Annotated in this window: 14 protein-coding genes and 1 tRNA gene; 10 read left to right on the top strand and 5 right to left on the bottom strand. The window is 71.8% G+C overall.

The genetic code is table 11. The annotated features are described in order from the left end of the window. The first annotated feature begins 18 nt into the window (after window positions 1-18). From BA175_RS23135 to BA175_RS23125, 3 genes are all read left to right on the top strand, one after another. Complete coding sequence (locus BA175_RS23135; RefSeq protein ID WP_069173419.1) at window positions 19-1,674, top strand: FAD-binding dehydrogenase; 1,656 nt, start codon at window positions 19-21, stop codon at window positions 1,672-1,674. A 333-nt stretch (window positions 1,675-2,007) separates the two neighbouring features. After that, window positions 2,008-2,775 carry a molybdopterin-dependent oxidoreductase gene (locus tag BA175_RS23130; RefSeq protein ID WP_069173418.1) on the top strand — a complete coding sequence of 256 codons (768 nt, stop codon included), beginning with the start codon at window positions 2,008-2,010 and terminating at the stop codon, window positions 2,773-2,775. After that, window positions 2,717-3,382, top strand: a complete 666-nt coding sequence (locus BA175_RS23125) for a cytochrome b/b6 domain-containing protein (RefSeq protein WP_079159739.1) — start codon at window positions 2,717-2,719, stop codon at window positions 3,380-3,382. Before BA175_RS23130 ends, BA175_RS23125 begins: the two co-directional genes overlap by 59 nt. A gap of 6 nt (window positions 3,383-3,388) precedes the next feature. On the opposite strand, the gene BA175_RS23120 is transcribed toward BA175_RS23125, so the two are convergent. After that, window positions 3,389-4,786 carry a GntP family permease gene (locus tag BA175_RS23120; protein ID WP_069173416.1) on the bottom strand — a complete coding sequence of 466 codons (1,398 nt, stop codon included), beginning with the start codon at window positions 4,784-4,786 and terminating at the stop codon, window positions 3,389-3,391. An 11-nt stretch (window positions 4,787-4,797) separates the two neighbouring features. Then, window positions 4,798-5,307, bottom strand: a complete 510-nt coding sequence (locus BA175_RS23115; RefSeq protein ID WP_069173415.1) for a gluconokinase — start codon at window positions 5,305-5,307, stop codon at window positions 4,798-4,800. A 142-nt stretch (window positions 5,308-5,449) separates the two neighbouring features. On the opposite strand from BA175_RS23115, the gene BA175_RS23110 reads away from it, so the two are divergent. From BA175_RS23110 to BA175_RS23100, 3 genes are all read left to right on the top strand, one after another. After that, window positions 5,450-6,151: a FadR/GntR family transcriptional regulator gene (locus BA175_RS23110; protein ID WP_069173414.1), complete on the top strand. Its 702-nt coding sequence runs from the start codon at window positions 5,450-5,452 to the stop codon at window positions 6,149-6,151. 76 nt (window positions 6,152-6,227) lie between these two features. Next, entirely contained in the window at window positions 6,228-7,313 is a 1,086-nt protein-coding gene (locus tag BA175_RS23105) for an S-(hydroxymethyl)mycothiol dehydrogenase (protein WP_069173718.1), read from the top strand. Then, entirely contained in the window at window positions 7,313-7,942 is a 630-nt protein-coding gene (locus BA175_RS23100; protein ID WP_069173413.1) for an MBL fold metallo-hydrolase, read from the top strand. Before BA175_RS23105 ends, BA175_RS23100 begins: the two co-directional genes overlap by 1 nt. A 3-nt stretch (window positions 7,943-7,945) precedes the next feature. Here the strand turns inward: BA175_RS23100 and BA175_RS23095 are convergent, their stop codons facing one another. Together BA175_RS23095 and BA175_RS23090 are read right to left on the bottom strand one after the other, a co-directional pair. Continuing rightward, window positions 7,946-8,896, bottom strand: coding sequence for a pseudouridine synthase (locus BA175_RS23095; protein WP_069173412.1), 951 nt, complete (start codon window positions 8,894-8,896; stop codon window positions 7,946-7,948). A gap of 63 nt (window positions 8,897-8,959) precedes the next feature. Then, window positions 8,960-9,047: transfer RNA gene (locus tag BA175_RS23090), tRNA-Leu, on the bottom strand. 195 nt (window positions 9,048-9,242) lie between these two features. Here BA175_RS23090 and BA175_RS23085 point away from each other — a divergent pair. From BA175_RS23085 to BA175_RS23075, 3 genes are all read left to right on the top strand, one after another. Next, on the top strand, window positions 9,243-10,577 hold the full coding sequence (locus tag BA175_RS23085) for a M20/M25/M40 family metallo-hydrolase (protein ID WP_069173411.1): 1,335 nt from the start codon (window positions 9,243-9,245) through the stop codon (window positions 10,575-10,577). 174 nt (window positions 10,578-10,751) lie between these two features. Then, window positions 10,752-10,985, top strand: coding sequence for a chaplin ChpH (chpH, locus tag BA175_RS23080; RefSeq protein ID WP_069173410.1), 234 nt, complete (start codon window positions 10,752-10,754; stop codon window positions 10,983-10,985). 137 nt (window positions 10,986-11,122) lie between these two features. Continuing rightward, on the top strand, window positions 11,123-11,923 hold the full coding sequence (locus BA175_RS23075) for a chaplin (RefSeq protein WP_069173409.1): 801 nt from the start codon (window positions 11,123-11,125) through the stop codon (window positions 11,921-11,923). An 89-nt stretch (window positions 11,924-12,012) separates the two neighbouring features. Here BA175_RS23075 and BA175_RS23070 read toward each other — a convergent pair whose 3' ends face one another. Further along, window positions 12,013-12,201 (bottom strand): DUF5703 family protein, encoded by a 189-nt coding sequence (locus BA175_RS23070; protein ID WP_003970138.1) that lies wholly within the window; start codon window positions 12,199-12,201, stop codon window positions 12,013-12,015. A gap of 47 nt (window positions 12,202-12,248) precedes the next feature. Here BA175_RS23070 and BA175_RS23065 point away from each other — a divergent pair, with 47 nt between their 5' ends. Then, window positions 12,249-12,908: a hypothetical protein gene (locus BA175_RS23065; protein WP_069173408.1), complete on the top strand. Its 660-nt coding sequence runs from the start codon at window positions 12,249-12,251 to the stop codon at window positions 12,906-12,908. Window positions 12,909-13,326: the final 418 nt, after the last annotated feature.

Genomic DNA, 13,326 nt, shown 5'->3' with positions numbered 1-13,326 from the left:
GCCCGAAGGACGGAACCCATGGCGTACGACGCTGATGTCATCGTGATCGGGGCGGGGCTGGCGGGGCTGGTGGCCACCGCCGAGCTCGTCGACGCGGGCCGGACGGTGCTCCTGCTCGACCAGGAGCCCGAGCAGTCCCTCGGCGGCCAGGCGCACTGGTCCTTCGGCGGGCTCTTCCTCGTCGACTCACCCGAACAGCGACGGATGCGGATCAAGGACAGTCACGAGCTGGCCCTCCAGGACTGGTACGGCACGGCCGGCTTCGACCGCGAGGAGGACCACTGGCCGCGGCGGTGGGCCGAGGCGTACGTCGACTTCGCGGCCGGTGAGAAGCGGTCCTGGCTCCACGCCCAGGGGCTGCGGCTCTTCCCCGTCGTCGGCTGGGCCGAACGCGGCGGCTACGACGCGAACGGCCACGGCAATTCCGTCCCCCGCTTCCACATCACCTGGGGGACCGGACCCGGCGTCGTCGCCCCCTTCGAGCGCAGGGTGCGCGAGGGCGTCGCCAGGGGACAGGTCCGGCTCCGGTTCCGCCACCGGGTGACCGGCCTCGGACGCTCGGCGGGGACGGTCGACACCGTCACCGGTGAGATCCTCGAGGAGAGCGACGCCGAACGGGGCACCGCGAGCACCCGAGAGGTCACCGGTGCCTTCGAGCTGAGGGCCCAGGCCGTGATCGTCACCTCCGGAGGCATAGGCGGCAACCACGACCTCGTACGCGCCCAGTGGCCCCGGCGGCTCGGCACGCCGCCGGAGAAGATGCTCTCCGGGGTCCCCGCGCACGTCGACGGTCTGATGCTGGGCATCACCGAGGAAGCGGGCGCGCACCACATCAACCGCGACCGGATGTGGCACTACACCGAGGGCATCGAGAACTGGAACCCGATCTGGGCCAGGCACGGCATCCGCATCCTGCCGGGCCCGTCCTCCCTCTGGCTGGACGCCCGGGGCAAGCGGCTCCCCGTCCCGCTGTTTCCCGGCTTCGACACCCTGGGCACCCTCGAACACATCATGCGGTCCGGGTACGGCTACACCTGGTTCGTCCTGGACCGGAAGATCATCGGCAAGGAGTTCGCGCTCTCCGGATCCGAGCAGAACCCGGACCTCACCGGGAAGTCGGTGCGCGACGTGATCGGCAGGGCCCGCGCCGACGTCCCCGCCCCGGTGAGGGCGTTCATGGACAAGGGCGTCGACTTCGTGGTCGAGAAGGACCTGGGCGCACTGGTCCGGGGAATGAACGCGCTGACGGGCGACACACTGATCGACGAGGACGCGCTGCGCCGCGAGATCACCGCGCGCGACCGGGAGATCGCCAACCCGTTCACCAAGGACCTCCAGGTCACCGCGGTCCGCGGGGCCCGCGCCTACCTCGGTGACAGGCTGATCCGCACGGCCCGCCCGCACCGCATCCTCGATCCGGCGGCGGGCCCGCTGATCGCCGTACGGCTCAACATCCTGACCCGGAAGTCCCTCGGGGGCCTGGAGACGGACCTGTCCTCCCGCGTACTGACGCCGGGCGGCGCCCCGCTGCCCGGGGTGTACGCGGCGGGCGAGGCGGCGGGCTTCGGCGGCGGCGGGGTCCACGGCTACCGCTCCCTGGAGGGCACGTTCCTCGGCGGCTGCATCTTCTCGGGCCGGGTCGCGGGCAGGGCGGCGGCCGAGGCGACCGGCTGAGCCCCCGGGCGGGCGGCGGCCTCGTCCGGGCCCCTACGGGACGGTAGGCCACCCGCCCGCCGGAGCCGCCCGGGCTGCTCCGGCACCTCGCGCGGCACGTCGGCCGCCCCACCACCCGGGAGCTCTCCGCCACGCGTGCCCCGCTCGTCCACGGTGAACGACGGGTCGCCCCGCGCTTCCCGCGCTTCCCGCGCTTCCCGCGGGGAGAGGCGCGCACGTCACCCCGGCCACCGTCGGGGCACCACGCCCTCAGCCCGGTCACGGTCCTTACCGAAGAGTGACGGCCACCCGCAGACCCTGGTGACGGACGGCCGCGAGTGTTCGAATGGCCGGGTGAACAGTCCCTCTCCCGGCCCCGGCGGCCTCGCTCCCGGCCCGGACAGTCCTCCTCCCGGCCCCGGTGGCACGCCCGTCGGCCGCCGCCTCGTCCTGGCCATGCTCGGCCTCGGCGCCGCCGGAGTGGCAGCGGCCCCCGTCCTGCAGCGTGCGCTGGAGAACGGACTGGGTGCCGTCGCCGACAAGGACCCCACCGGCCTCACCGGCCTGCTGCCCAACGGCGGCGGCTTCCGCTACTACTCCGTCGCCACCTCCGTCCCCACGAGGACCGCCGCCGACTACCGCCTCGCCGTGGACGGTCTGGTCGACAGCCCCTCGACGTACACGCTCGACGCCCTGCGGGCGCTGCCGCAGACCCGCACGGTGCGCGACGTCCAGTGCGTCACCGGCTGGCGGGTGCCCGCGACCCCCTTCGAGGGGGTCAGGCTCTCGGCGCTGCTGGACGCGGCGGGGGTACGGCCCGGCGCGAAGGCGGTCCGTTTCACCTGCTTCGACGGCACCTACAGCGAGAGCCTCACGCTGGAACAGGCCCGCCGCCCGGACGTCCTGGTCGCCCTGCGCATGCGGGACGAGCCGCTGGCCCACTCGCACGGCGGCCCGGTCCGGCTGTACGTGGCCCCCATGTACTTCTACAAGTCGGCGAAATGGCTCTCCGGGATCACCGTCACCGACTCCGTGCACCCCGGATACTGGGAGGAGCTCGGCTATGACGTCGACGCATGGGTCGGCCGGTCCAACGGCCGGGACGACGCCCCCACCGTCTGACCTCTGCCCGAGAGTGCGGCGCTTCACCGCCGCCGAGCGCTGGGTGCACCGCACCACGGCCTGGCTGACGCTGCTCTGCGTGGCCACGGCCGCCTGTCTGTACGTACCCCAGCTCGCCGAACTCGTCGGCCGCCGCCACCTCGTCGTCACCGTGCACGAATGGTCCGGACTGCTCGTCCCGGTACCGCTCCTGGCCGGGCTCGCCTCGCGTGCCCTGCGCGGCGACCTGTCCCGGCTCAACCGGTTCGGGCCGCACGACCGGCAGTGGCTGCGCGCCGCCCTGCGCCGCGACCGGACGCCCGGCTCACGGCCGGCCGGGAAGTTCAACGCGGGGCAGAAGCTCTACGCCGCCTGGATCGCCGGCGCCCTGCTCGTCATGCTCGGCACCGGGCTGCTCATGTGGTTCACCGGCCTCGCCCCGCTGGTGTGGCGCACCGGGGCGACCTTCGTCCACGACTGGCTGGCGCTCGCGATCGGCATCGTCCTCGCCGGCCACACGGCGAAGGCGCTCGCCGATCCGGAGGCACGCCGTGGCATGCGCACCGGGTCGGTCGAGCGCCTCTGGGCCCGTGCCGAGCACCCGCTGTGGCGGGAGCCGGAGGAGTAGCGCCGGCTACAACACCAGCGACAGCAGCAGGATGAAGGCCAGCGAGACGACGGAGATGATCGTCTCCATCACCGACCATGTCTTGATCGTCTGCGGCACGTCCATGCCGAAGTACTCCTTCACCAGCCAGAACCCCGCGTCGTTGACGTGGCTGAAGAAGAGGGAACCGGCACCGACCGCGAGGACGAGCAGAGCGGCGTGCGACGTGGACATCTCGGCGGCCAGGGGGGCGACGAGACCGGCGGCGGAGATGGTCGCCACCGTCGCGGAGCCCGTCGCCAGCCGGATCGCCACGGCGATCAGCCAGCCGAGCAGCAGGGCGGGGATCGACCAGTTCTCGGAGAAGTCCAGGATCATCCGGCCGACACCGGCGTCGATGAGAGTCTGCTTGAAGCCGCCGCCGGCGCCGACGATCAGGAGGATGCCGGCGATCGGGGCGAGCGACTTCTCGACGGTGGTGGAGAGGCGGCCCTTGGTGAAGCCGGCCGCCCGGCCCAGGGTGAACATACCGACGATCACCGCGGCGAGCAGCGCGATCAGCGGCGAGCCGACGACGTCGGTGACCCGCTGGACGTGGTTGTCCGGGTTGTCCACCACGATGTCGACGAGCGCCTTGATCAGCATGAGCACGACGGGCAGCAGGATCGTCGCCAGGGTCGCGCCGAAGCCGGGGCGGCGGTCCAGGTCCTCGGAGGGACGCTGCGGGACCATCTTCTCCGGCGGCTCGATGTCCACCCAGCGGGCGGCGTAGCGGGAGAAGACCGGGCCCGCGATGATCACCGTCGGGACGGCCACCAGTACACCGAGGGCCAGCGTGACACCGAGGTTGGCGCCGAGCGCGTCGATGGCCACGAGCGGGCCGGGGTGCGGCGGGATCAGTCCGTGCATGACGGAGAGACCGGCCAGCGCCGGGATCCCGATGCGCATCAGGGAGTAGTTGCCGCGCTTGGCGACCAGCAGCACCACCGGGATCATCAGCACGATCCCGACCTCGAAGAAGAGGGGGAGCCCGATGATCGAGGCGATCAGGACCATCGCCCACGGCATCGCACGTCCGCTCGCCTTCGCGAGGATCGTGTCCACGATCTGGTCCGCGCCGCCGGAGTCGGCGAGCAGCTTGCCCAGGATGGCGCCGAGCGCGATGAGCACGCCCACACCCGCGACGGTCGAGCCGAGGCCCGCCGTGAAGCTGGCTATCGTCTTCGCCGGGTTGGCGCCGGCGAAGGAGCCGAGCGCGAGCGAACCGATGGTCAACGCGAGGAACGCGTGCATCTTGAGCTTGGTGATGAGCAGAACGATGACGGCGATGCCCGCCAGGACGGCGATGCCCAACTGTGCGTTGCCGGCCGATGTGATCGGTTCGACTGCATCGGCCGCCAGCATCTCGACGCTGAGACTGGTCACGGTGATGATCCTTAAGAGTCGAGCCGGCGCAGCGCGGCGACGGCCCGTTCGGTGATTTCCTCGGGGGTGCCGGACACGTCGACGGCCACGCCGGTCTCGTCCTCCTGCAGCGGCTGGAGGGTCGCGAACTGGGAGTCGAGCAGCGCGGTCGGCATGAAGTGGCCCTTGCGGTCCGCCATCCGGCGCTCGATGAGCGCACGGTCGCCGGTCAGATGCAGGAAGACGGCGTCCGGGGCCTCGTGCCTCAGCCGGTCGCGGTAGGCGCGCTTGAGCGCCGAACTGCTGACGACCCCGCCGAGCCCCGCCCTGCCGTGCGCCCACTGCCCTATGGCGTCCAGCCAGGGCCAGCGGTCGTCGTCGTCCAACGGTGTTCCGGCCGACATCTTGGCGATGTTGGCCGGCGGGTGGAAATCGTCGCCCTCGGCGTAGGGGACGCCGAGGGCGGCGGCGAGCAGAGGGCCGATCGTGGTCTTACCGGTCCCTGCTACGCCCATCACCACGACGACGTGGGGGGTGCTCATTGGTGCCTCGCTGTCTTCATCGACATCGGTCCGACGTCGGTCCGTCGCGCTACTGAAACGCATTACATACGACTTATTCAAGAGGCTGTGACATAAACGTCGTACTTTTTCTCGCCGCAGGCCGCCCCGTAGGCTTGTGGGCATGACCACACCTGCCCAGGGGCTCCATACGCATGTGCTGGACACCCTGGGTCTGGAGATCGCCGCGGGGGACTGCCCGCCCGGCCGTGTCCTGCGTACCGACGAGCTCGCCCGGCGCTTCGACGTCTCGCGCACCGTCGTACGCGAAGTGATCCGCGTCCTGGAGTCCATGCACCTGGTCGAGTCCCGGCGCCGGGTCGGAGTGACCGTGCGGCCCACCGAGGAGTGGAACGTCTACGACCCGCAGGTCATCCGCTGGCGGCTGGCCGGCTCGGACCGGCCCCGGCAACTGCGCTCGCTCACGGTGCTGCGGTCCGCCGTCGAACCCGTCGCCGCGGGCCTCGCGGCCCGTAACGCCACGGCCGAACACTGCGCCGCGCTCACGGAATGCGCCCTCGGCATGGTCGCCACCTCGCGCGGCCAGCAGCTGGAGGGCTACCTCCGGCACGACATCGCCTTCCACCGCATCGTGCTCAACGCCTCCGGCAACGAGATGTTCGCGCGCCTGGGCGACGTCGTCGCCGAGGTCCTCGCCGGCCGCACCCACCACCAGGTGATGTTCGAGGACCCCGACCCCGCCGCCGTCACCCTCCACGTCCGGCTCGCCGAGGCCGTACGCGAAGGGGACGCCGAGGGAGCCGAACGGCTGACCAAGGAGATCGCGGTCGGCGCGCTGCACGAACTGGACGTGCTCGCCCCGTGACCGGCCGCCCGCCCGGGTACGGTGGGCGGGTTCGATCTTCGGAGATCACGGGGCATTCGGGATGGGAGACCACGGCATGGCGCAGCAGGTACAAGGGGTCATCGCACCCGGGAAGAACGAGCCCGTCCGGGTGGAGACGATCCTGGTCCCGGACCCCGGCCCGGGCGAGGCCGTGGTGAAGATCCAGGCGTGCGGCGTCTGCCACACCGACCTGCACTACAAGCAGGGCGGCATCAACGACGAGTTCCCCTTCCTGCTCGGCCACGAGGCAGCGGGTGTCGTGGAGTCCGTCGGGGAGGGCGTCACCGACGTCGAACCCGGCGACTTCGTCGTCCTCAACTGGCGTGCGGTGTGCGGACAGTGCCGCGCCTGCCTCCGGGGCCGCCCCTGGTACTGCTTCGACACCCACAACGCCCGGCAGAAGATGACCCTGCTGGACGGTACGGAGCTCTCCCCGGCGCTCGGTATCGGCGCCTTCGCGGAGAAGACCCTCGTCGCCGCCGGCCAGTGCACCAAGGTCGACCCCGAGGTCTCCCCGGCCGTCGCCGGACTGCTCGGCTGCGGTGTCATGGCGGGCATCGGCGCCGCCATCAACACCGGGCAGGTCGGCCGCGGCGACTCGGTCGCCGTCATCGGCTGCGGAGGCGTCGGCGACGCCGCGATCGCCGGTGCCCGGCTCGCCGGCGCGGCGCGGATCATCGCGGTCGACATCGACGACCGCAAGCTCGAGACGGCGAAGAAGATGGGCGCCACCCACACCGTCAACTCCCGTTCCGACGACCCCGTCGAGGCGATCCGCGCACTGACCGGCGGCAACGGCGCGGACGTCGTCATCGAGGCGGTCGGCCGCCCGGAGACGTACCAGCAGGCCTTCTACGCCCGTGACCTGGCCGGCACCGTCGTCCTCGTCGGTGTCCCCACCCCGGAGATGCGGCTCGAACTCCCGCTGCTCGACGTCTTCGGCCGCGGCGGCTCCCTCAAGTCCTCCTGGTACGGCGACTGTCTGCCCTCACGCGACTTCCCGATGCTGATCGACCTGCACCAGCAGGGACGCCTCGACCTCGGCGCCTTCGTCACCGAGACCATCGGGATCGGCGACGTCGAGCACGCCTTCGCCCGGATGCACGACGGCGACGTGCTGCGCTCGGTGGTGGTCCTCTGATGGCCGCCCGCATCGACCACCTCGTCACCTCCGGCACCTTCGCCCTCGACGGCGGCGAGTGGGACGTCGACAACAACGTGTGGATCGTCGGCGACGACACCGAGGCGGTCGTCATCGACGCCGCCCACGACGCCTCCGCCATCGAGGCCGCACTCGGCGGCCGTACGCTGCGCGCCATCATCTGCACCCACGCGCACAACGACCACATCGACGCGGCGCCCGCGCTCGCCGACGCGACCGGGGCGCCGATCCTCCTGCACCCCGACGACCTCGGACTGTGGCGGCAGACCCACCCGGACCGCACCCCCGACGCCGAACTGGCCGACGGCCAGGAACTGGAGATCGCCGGAACGCGTCTGACGGTCATGCACACCCCGGGCCACGCCCCGGGAGCGGTCTGCCTGCACGCCCCGGAACTGGCCACCGTCTTCACCGGCGACACCCTCTTCGAGGGTGGTCCCGGCGCGACCGGCCGTTCCTTCTCCCACTTCCCGACGATCGTCGACTCGATCAGGGACCGGCTGCTCACCCTGCCGCCGGAGACCACCGTCCGCACCGGCCACGGGGACTCCACCACCATCGGCGCGGAGGCCCCGCACCTGGACGAGTGGATCGCCCGCGGGCACTGACCCTCAGCGGTCCTCCCGGCCGTCCGGCCACGCGGTGAGCCGCCGCCCGCTCTCGAAGCGGCGCGGCCCACCCGTGACCGGATCGGTGAACTCCAGAACCCTCGCCACCAGTTGGAGAGGTCGGGAGTAGTCCTCGCGACGGGGCTCCGGCTCCACCACCGGATAGACCGGATCGCCGGCCAGCGGCAGCCCCAGCGCGTTCATGTGGACCCGCAGCTGATGGGTGCGGCCGGTCGCCGGCAGCAGCCGGTAGCGGCCGAGCCCGCCCCGGTACTCCAGCAGCTCGATCCGGCTCTCGCTGTTGGCCTCGCCCGGCTCCTCGCGGGCGGCGATGACCCCGCGCTCCTTGACGATGCGGCTGCGCACGGTACGGGGGAGTGCCACCCCGGGGTCGTACGGCGCCACCGCCTCGTACTCCTTGCGTACCAGCCGGTCCCGGAACAGCGTCTGGTACGCGCCGCGGTCCTCCGGCCGTACGACGCAGAGGACCAGCCCCGCCGTCAGCCGGTCGAGCCGGTGCGCGGGCTGGAGCAGCTCGAGCCCCGGCTCGCGGCGCAGCCGGGCCACCAGCGTCTCCGTGATGTGGCGACCGCGCGGTGTGGTGGCCAGGAAGTGCGGCTTGTCCGCGACGACGAGGTGCTCGTCCCGGTGGACCACGCCCACCGGGAAGGGCACCGGCTCCTCCGGGACGACCTCGCGGTGGAACCAGAGGTAGCGGCCCACCGCGTACGGCTCGTCCCCGCCCACCGCGCTCCCGTCCGCCCCGACGAACCGGCCCCCGGCCAGCATGGCGTCCACCTGCCCGGCCCCGACCGCTCCGGCGAACCGGGCCCGCAGGTGGTCCCCCACGGTCGGCCAGGCGCCCGCCGGGTCTGCGGGGAGCCGCACCCGCACCGGGTCGACGCCGTCACGCGGTGGCAGCGGTGCGGCCGGGGGCTTCGCCCGTCCTCTCATCGGTCCCGCCTCTGTGGCTCTCCGGGGAAAAGCAAAAAACCCCAGATCGACTGGGGTTTGTGCTGGTGTCCGAGGGGGGACTTGAACCCCCACGCCCGATAAAGGGCACTAGCACCTCAAGCTAGCGCGTCTGCCATTCCGCCACCCGGACAAGGTGTCTGTCTCGCGGGCCCCTGGCCCGTTCCGACGTGGAAAACCATAGCAAACATTCGGGGGTGCTCGATCACGCCCCAGGTCACGCCCGGAGCTGTGAACGGCGCATGACGGCGCGCGGGTGGTCTTGGGCGCACGGGTCCGGCGCGCGAGGATGAGGGGGAGCACCACCGTGACAGTGGAAGGAACCAGCATGAGCGAGGCCGACGCGGCCCGGACCGGCATCGGTGAGTCCGCCGAGAACGAGGTCGTGGACCTCTGCCGCGACCTGATCCGGATCGACACCAGCAACTACGGCGACCACTCGGGCCCCGGGGAGCGGCTCGCCGCCGAGTACATCGCCGAAAAGCTCGCCGAGGTCGGGCTGGACCCCACGATCATCGAATCCCACAAGGGCCGCGCCTCCACCGTCGCCCGGATCGAGGGCGAGGACCCCTCCCGGCCCGCGCTGCTGATCCACGGGCACACCGACGTGGTGCCGGCGAACGCCGCGGACTGGACGCACGACCCCTTCTCCGGGGAGATCGCGGACGGGTGCGTGTGGGGGCGCGGCGCGGTCGACATGAAGGACATGGACGCCATGACCCTGGCGGTCGTCCGTGACCGGATGCGCAGCGGGCGCAAGCCCCCGCGTGACATCGTCCTGGCCTTCCTCGCCGACGAGGAGGCGGGCGGCACGTACGGCGCGCGCCACCTCGTCGACCACCACCGCGATCTCTTCGACGGCGTCACCGAGGCCATCGGCGAGGTCGGCGGCTTCTCGTTCACCGTCAACGAGAACCTGCGGCTCTACCTCGTGGAGACCGCGCAGAAGGGCATGCACTGGATGCGGCTCACGGTGGACGGCACCGCCGGCCACGGCTCCATGACGAACGACGACAACGCGATCACCGAGCTCTGCGAGGCGGTCGGCCGGCTGGGGCGGCACACCTGGCCGGTGAGGATGACCAGGACCGTACGGTCCTTCCTCGACGAGTTGTCCGACGCCCTGGGCACCCCGCTCGACCCGGAGGACATGGAGGCGACGCTCGCCAAGCTCGGCGGGATCGCCAAGATGATCGGCGCCACCCTGCGCAACTCCGCGGCGCCCACCATGCTCGGTGCCGGTTACAAGGTGAACGTGATCCCGGGGCAGGCCACCGCGCATGTGGACGGGCGCTTCCTGCCCGGCCACGAGGACGAGTTCCTGGCCGATCTCGACCGGATCCTCGGCCCGCGCGTGAAGCGGGAGGACGTGCACGGCGACAAGGCCCTGGAGACCAGCTTCGACGGCTCCCTCGTGGACGCCATGCAGCTGGCACTGAAGGCCGAGGACCCGATCGCCCGCGCCGTGCCCTACATGCTCTCCGGGGGCACCGACGCGAAGTCCTTCGACGACCTCGGCATCCGCTGCTTCGGTTTCGCCCCGCTCAAGCTGCCCCCGGAGCTGGACTTCGCGGGCATGTTCCACGGGGTGGACGAGCGGGTCCCGGTGGACGGCCTGACCTTCGGTGCCCGCGTGCTGGACCGGTTCATCGACCACGCGTGAACGGACGCCGGGGCACGGCCGCGTGCGTATCCCGGGCCCCTGGATTCGACAGCGTGTACGCACGTGCCCGGAAAGAGTGAAAGGCGTCGCGCACTCGTAGCTCCGTCACCCCCTCCTCGTTACAGGTGGTGCGGTCCGCGGCTGGGACCGCACTTGTCAACCAGGAGGAATCTCATGATCAAGAAGATTGTCGCCATCGCGGCAGCTACCGGTGGTCTCGTTCTCGCGGGTGCGGGTCTCGCTTCCGCCGACGCCGGCGCCCAGGGTGCCGCCATCGGCAGCCCCGGCGTGCTCTCGGGCAACGTCGTCCAGGTGCCGGTCCACGTTCCGGTCAACGTGTGCGGCAACACCATCGACGTGATCGGGCTGCTGAACCCGGCCTTCGGCAACACCTGCATCAACGACTGACGAGGCGAGTCAACCCGTAAGGGTGTGAGTCCGGCCGGCCCCGGAGTGCGCGCCATGCACTCCGGGGCCGCTGGACATTCGGCCCCGCACCGTGGTGTCCGGGGCATTTCGGTAGGCAGAAGGCAGGAAAGCAACCTATGCGACAGGTCACACGTAAAGGCCTGATCACCATGGCAGCGGCGGGCGGCGTGCTCGCGCTCGGTGGCGGCTACGCGCACGCCGACGCGGGAGCGGCCGGCGGCGCGTCGAACTCACCGGGAGTGCTCTCGGGGAACTCGGTCCAGGTCCCGGTCGACGTCCCCGTCAATGTCTGCGGAAACTCCGTGAACGTCGGCGGTCTGCTCAATCCCACGAGCGGCAACGACTGCGGAAACGGGTCCGCGAGCGCCGCCCACGAGCGCGGGGCGGACGAGAGCGCCTCGTCCGGCCACGGCTCCGGAAGCCAGGCCTCCGACAGCCCGGCCCCGTCCGGTCGCGGCTCCGCGAGCGCGGCCGACGGCGGTCGCACCGCCGGACCCGACGCCCGGCAGGGCGGAGCGGGAACGGGCAGGCACCGGGCCTCCGGCACCTCGGCCCGGGCGGTGACGGCCGGTTCGCCCGGCATCCTCTCCGGGAACCAGGTGCAGGCACCGGTGGAGATTCCGGTCAATCTCTGCGGCAACAGCATCACCATCGGCGGGCTGCTCAACCCGGTCTTCGGCAACAGCTGCGAGAACGACACGCAGGCGCCCCCGCCCGTCGTGCCGCAGACGCCGCACACCCCCGGGAAGCCGGCCGTTCCGCACACGCCGCAGGCTCCCGAGCCCCAGCTGGTACCCGGTGAGCACCTCGCCCAGACCGGTGCCGACGGGCTCGGTGTGCTGGTCCCGGCGAGCGCCGGTCTGCTGCTCGCAGGGGCGGGCGCGGTCCTGTACCGGCGCTCGCGCAGCGCCGCGTAACGGCGGCGTCCCGGAGCGGCACCGCCGCCCGGGGGGCGACCGGCGCGTGAATGAGGAGCGGGTTCCGCGGCTGCGGGGCCCGCTCCGTCCTACCAGGTGGCCCGGAGCTGGCGGATGATCCGGCGGCGCAGCCGCACACGGCGGCTGCCGTCTCGGCGCAGCGTCAGCCGGTCCAGCTCCCAGTGCCCGTACTCGGCATGGTCGGTCAGCAGGCGGGCCGCCTCCTTGCGTGAGACCCCGCGCGGCACGTACACATCGACAAATTCGTATTCCGGCATCGCATCTATTGTGCAAGCAGAGGCCCGGTACGGATAGCGTCTGCTCCATGTCTGATGCTGCGCAGCCCACGGCTGCCGAGGTACGCGCCGCCGCCGAAGCGGTCAAAACCGCGCTCGACCGCCACCTCGAGGCCGTCGAACGCCGTACGGGGGACGACGACCCCGCCGTCTACGACGCGTTCAACGCACTGGCCGCCGCGGCCGAGGTCTACGACGAACTCCTCTACGACCGCTACGACGAGGTCACCCCGTTCGAGATTCCCGGTGCCCGGGACTCCCTGCCGCCGTACGCGGGACCGGAGGAGCCGCACGCCCTCAGCGTGCTGATCAGGCGCGACTACGCGGTGGCGGAGCCCGCACGGCTCCTCGCCCAGGCGCAGCGGATCGCCGACCTGGATCCGGACGGTCAGGACGGCGAGGCGGAGTCGGCGCCGGGCGTGGGGGTGCACGCCGCACTGGGTGTCCTCTTCGGGGAGTACGAGGCGGACGAGATCGCCTCGCGGCACCAGGAGTTCGGGCTGGAGGAGGGGGACTCCACTCTCTGGGTCACCGCCGCCGAGGAGCTGCCCGAGCCCGGGGAATGGCTGGAGGAGCCTTTCGAGGACGCGGACCCCTCGCTGGTGGTCTGCCGCTTCGACGTGAGCGCGGTCTTCGACGACGAGGACGGGCCGGAGGGGGACCCGGACGCCGCCGCGGACCGCTCCTGACCCCCGGCGCCCGCGCCGTCGACGGACGGGTCCCTCCGGACGGCCGGAGGACCCGTCCGTCATGGCCCGTCGGCCCCGTGCGCGCGCACCGGGCCGACGGACGTCCGGCGACGGCCGGCCGGACCCCGTACGGCGCGCCCGGGGCCGTACGGGGTGTCAGGGCGTGTGTCGAAAGTGGCGTCGTCTGCCCGGAGGGCAGGCCCGGCGGCGTCCGGTGCGTGCGATCGCAAGGCGGAGGGTCGCCTCGATACCGGTGTATCGGGGCGATCCCGACAACGCGGCGAGTGTGCGTGCCAGGCGTCGCCCGGCAGACGGGACTTCCGAAACGCGCCCTAAAGGTTGTTGCAGAACGCCTGGGATAGGGCATTCCTCTTCTATGGGTGGGGTGTTGCGGGCTGAGCCGTTGTGGGTGGAGACG

Source organism: Streptomyces griseus (genome assembly GCF_001715295.1).
Taxonomy (GTDB): domain Bacteria; phylum Actinomycetota; class Actinomycetes; order Streptomycetales; family Streptomycetaceae; genus Streptomyces; species Streptomyces griseus_G.
This window is presented reverse-complemented; position numbering and strand designations above follow the sequence as displayed.

Excerpts from the sequence above, each read along its gene's own strand:
- BA175_RS23135 (WP_069173419.1), top strand. The coding sequence starts at position 19 with ATGGCGTACGACGCTGATGTCATCGTGATCGGGGCGGGGCTGGCGGGG.
- BA175_RS23125 (WP_079159739.1), top strand. The coding sequence starts at position 2,717 with ATGACGTCGACGCATGGGTCGGCCGGTCCAACGGCCGGGACGACGCCC.
- BA175_RS23115 (WP_069173415.1), bottom strand. The coding sequence starts at position 5,307 with ATGAGCACCCCCCACGTCGTCGTGGTGATGGGCGTAGCAGGGACCGGT.
- BA175_RS23110 (WP_069173414.1), top strand. The coding sequence starts at position 5,450 with ATGACCACACCTGCCCAGGGGCTCCATACGCATGTGCTGGACACCCTG.
- BA175_RS23105 (WP_069173718.1), top strand. The coding sequence starts at position 6,228 with ATGGCGCAGCAGGTACAAGGGGTCATCGCACCCGGGAAGAACGAGCCC.
- BA175_RS23100 (WP_069173413.1), top strand. The coding sequence starts at position 7,313 with ATGGCCGCCCGCATCGACCACCTCGTCACCTCCGGCACCTTCGCCCTC.
- BA175_RS23095 (WP_069173412.1), bottom strand. The coding sequence starts at position 8,896 with ATGAGAGGACGGGCGAAGCCCCCGGCCGCACCGCTGCCACCGCGTGAC.
- BA175_RS23085 (WP_069173411.1), top strand. The coding sequence starts at position 9,243 with ATGAGCGAGGCCGACGCGGCCCGGACCGGCATCGGTGAGTCCGCCGAG.
- chpH (WP_069173410.1), top strand. The coding sequence starts at position 10,752 with ATGATCAAGAAGATTGTCGCCATCGCGGCAGCTACCGGTGGTCTCGTT.
- BA175_RS23075 (WP_069173409.1), top strand. The coding sequence starts at position 11,123 with ATGCGACAGGTCACACGTAAAGGCCTGATCACCATGGCAGCGGCGGGC.
- BA175_RS23070 (WP_003970138.1), bottom strand. The coding sequence starts at position 12,201 with ATGCCGGAATACGAATTTGTCGATGTGTACGTGCCGCGCGGGGTCTCA.
- BA175_RS23065 (WP_069173408.1), top strand. The coding sequence starts at position 12,249 with ATGTCTGATGCTGCGCAGCCCACGGCTGCCGAGGTACGCGCCGCCGCC.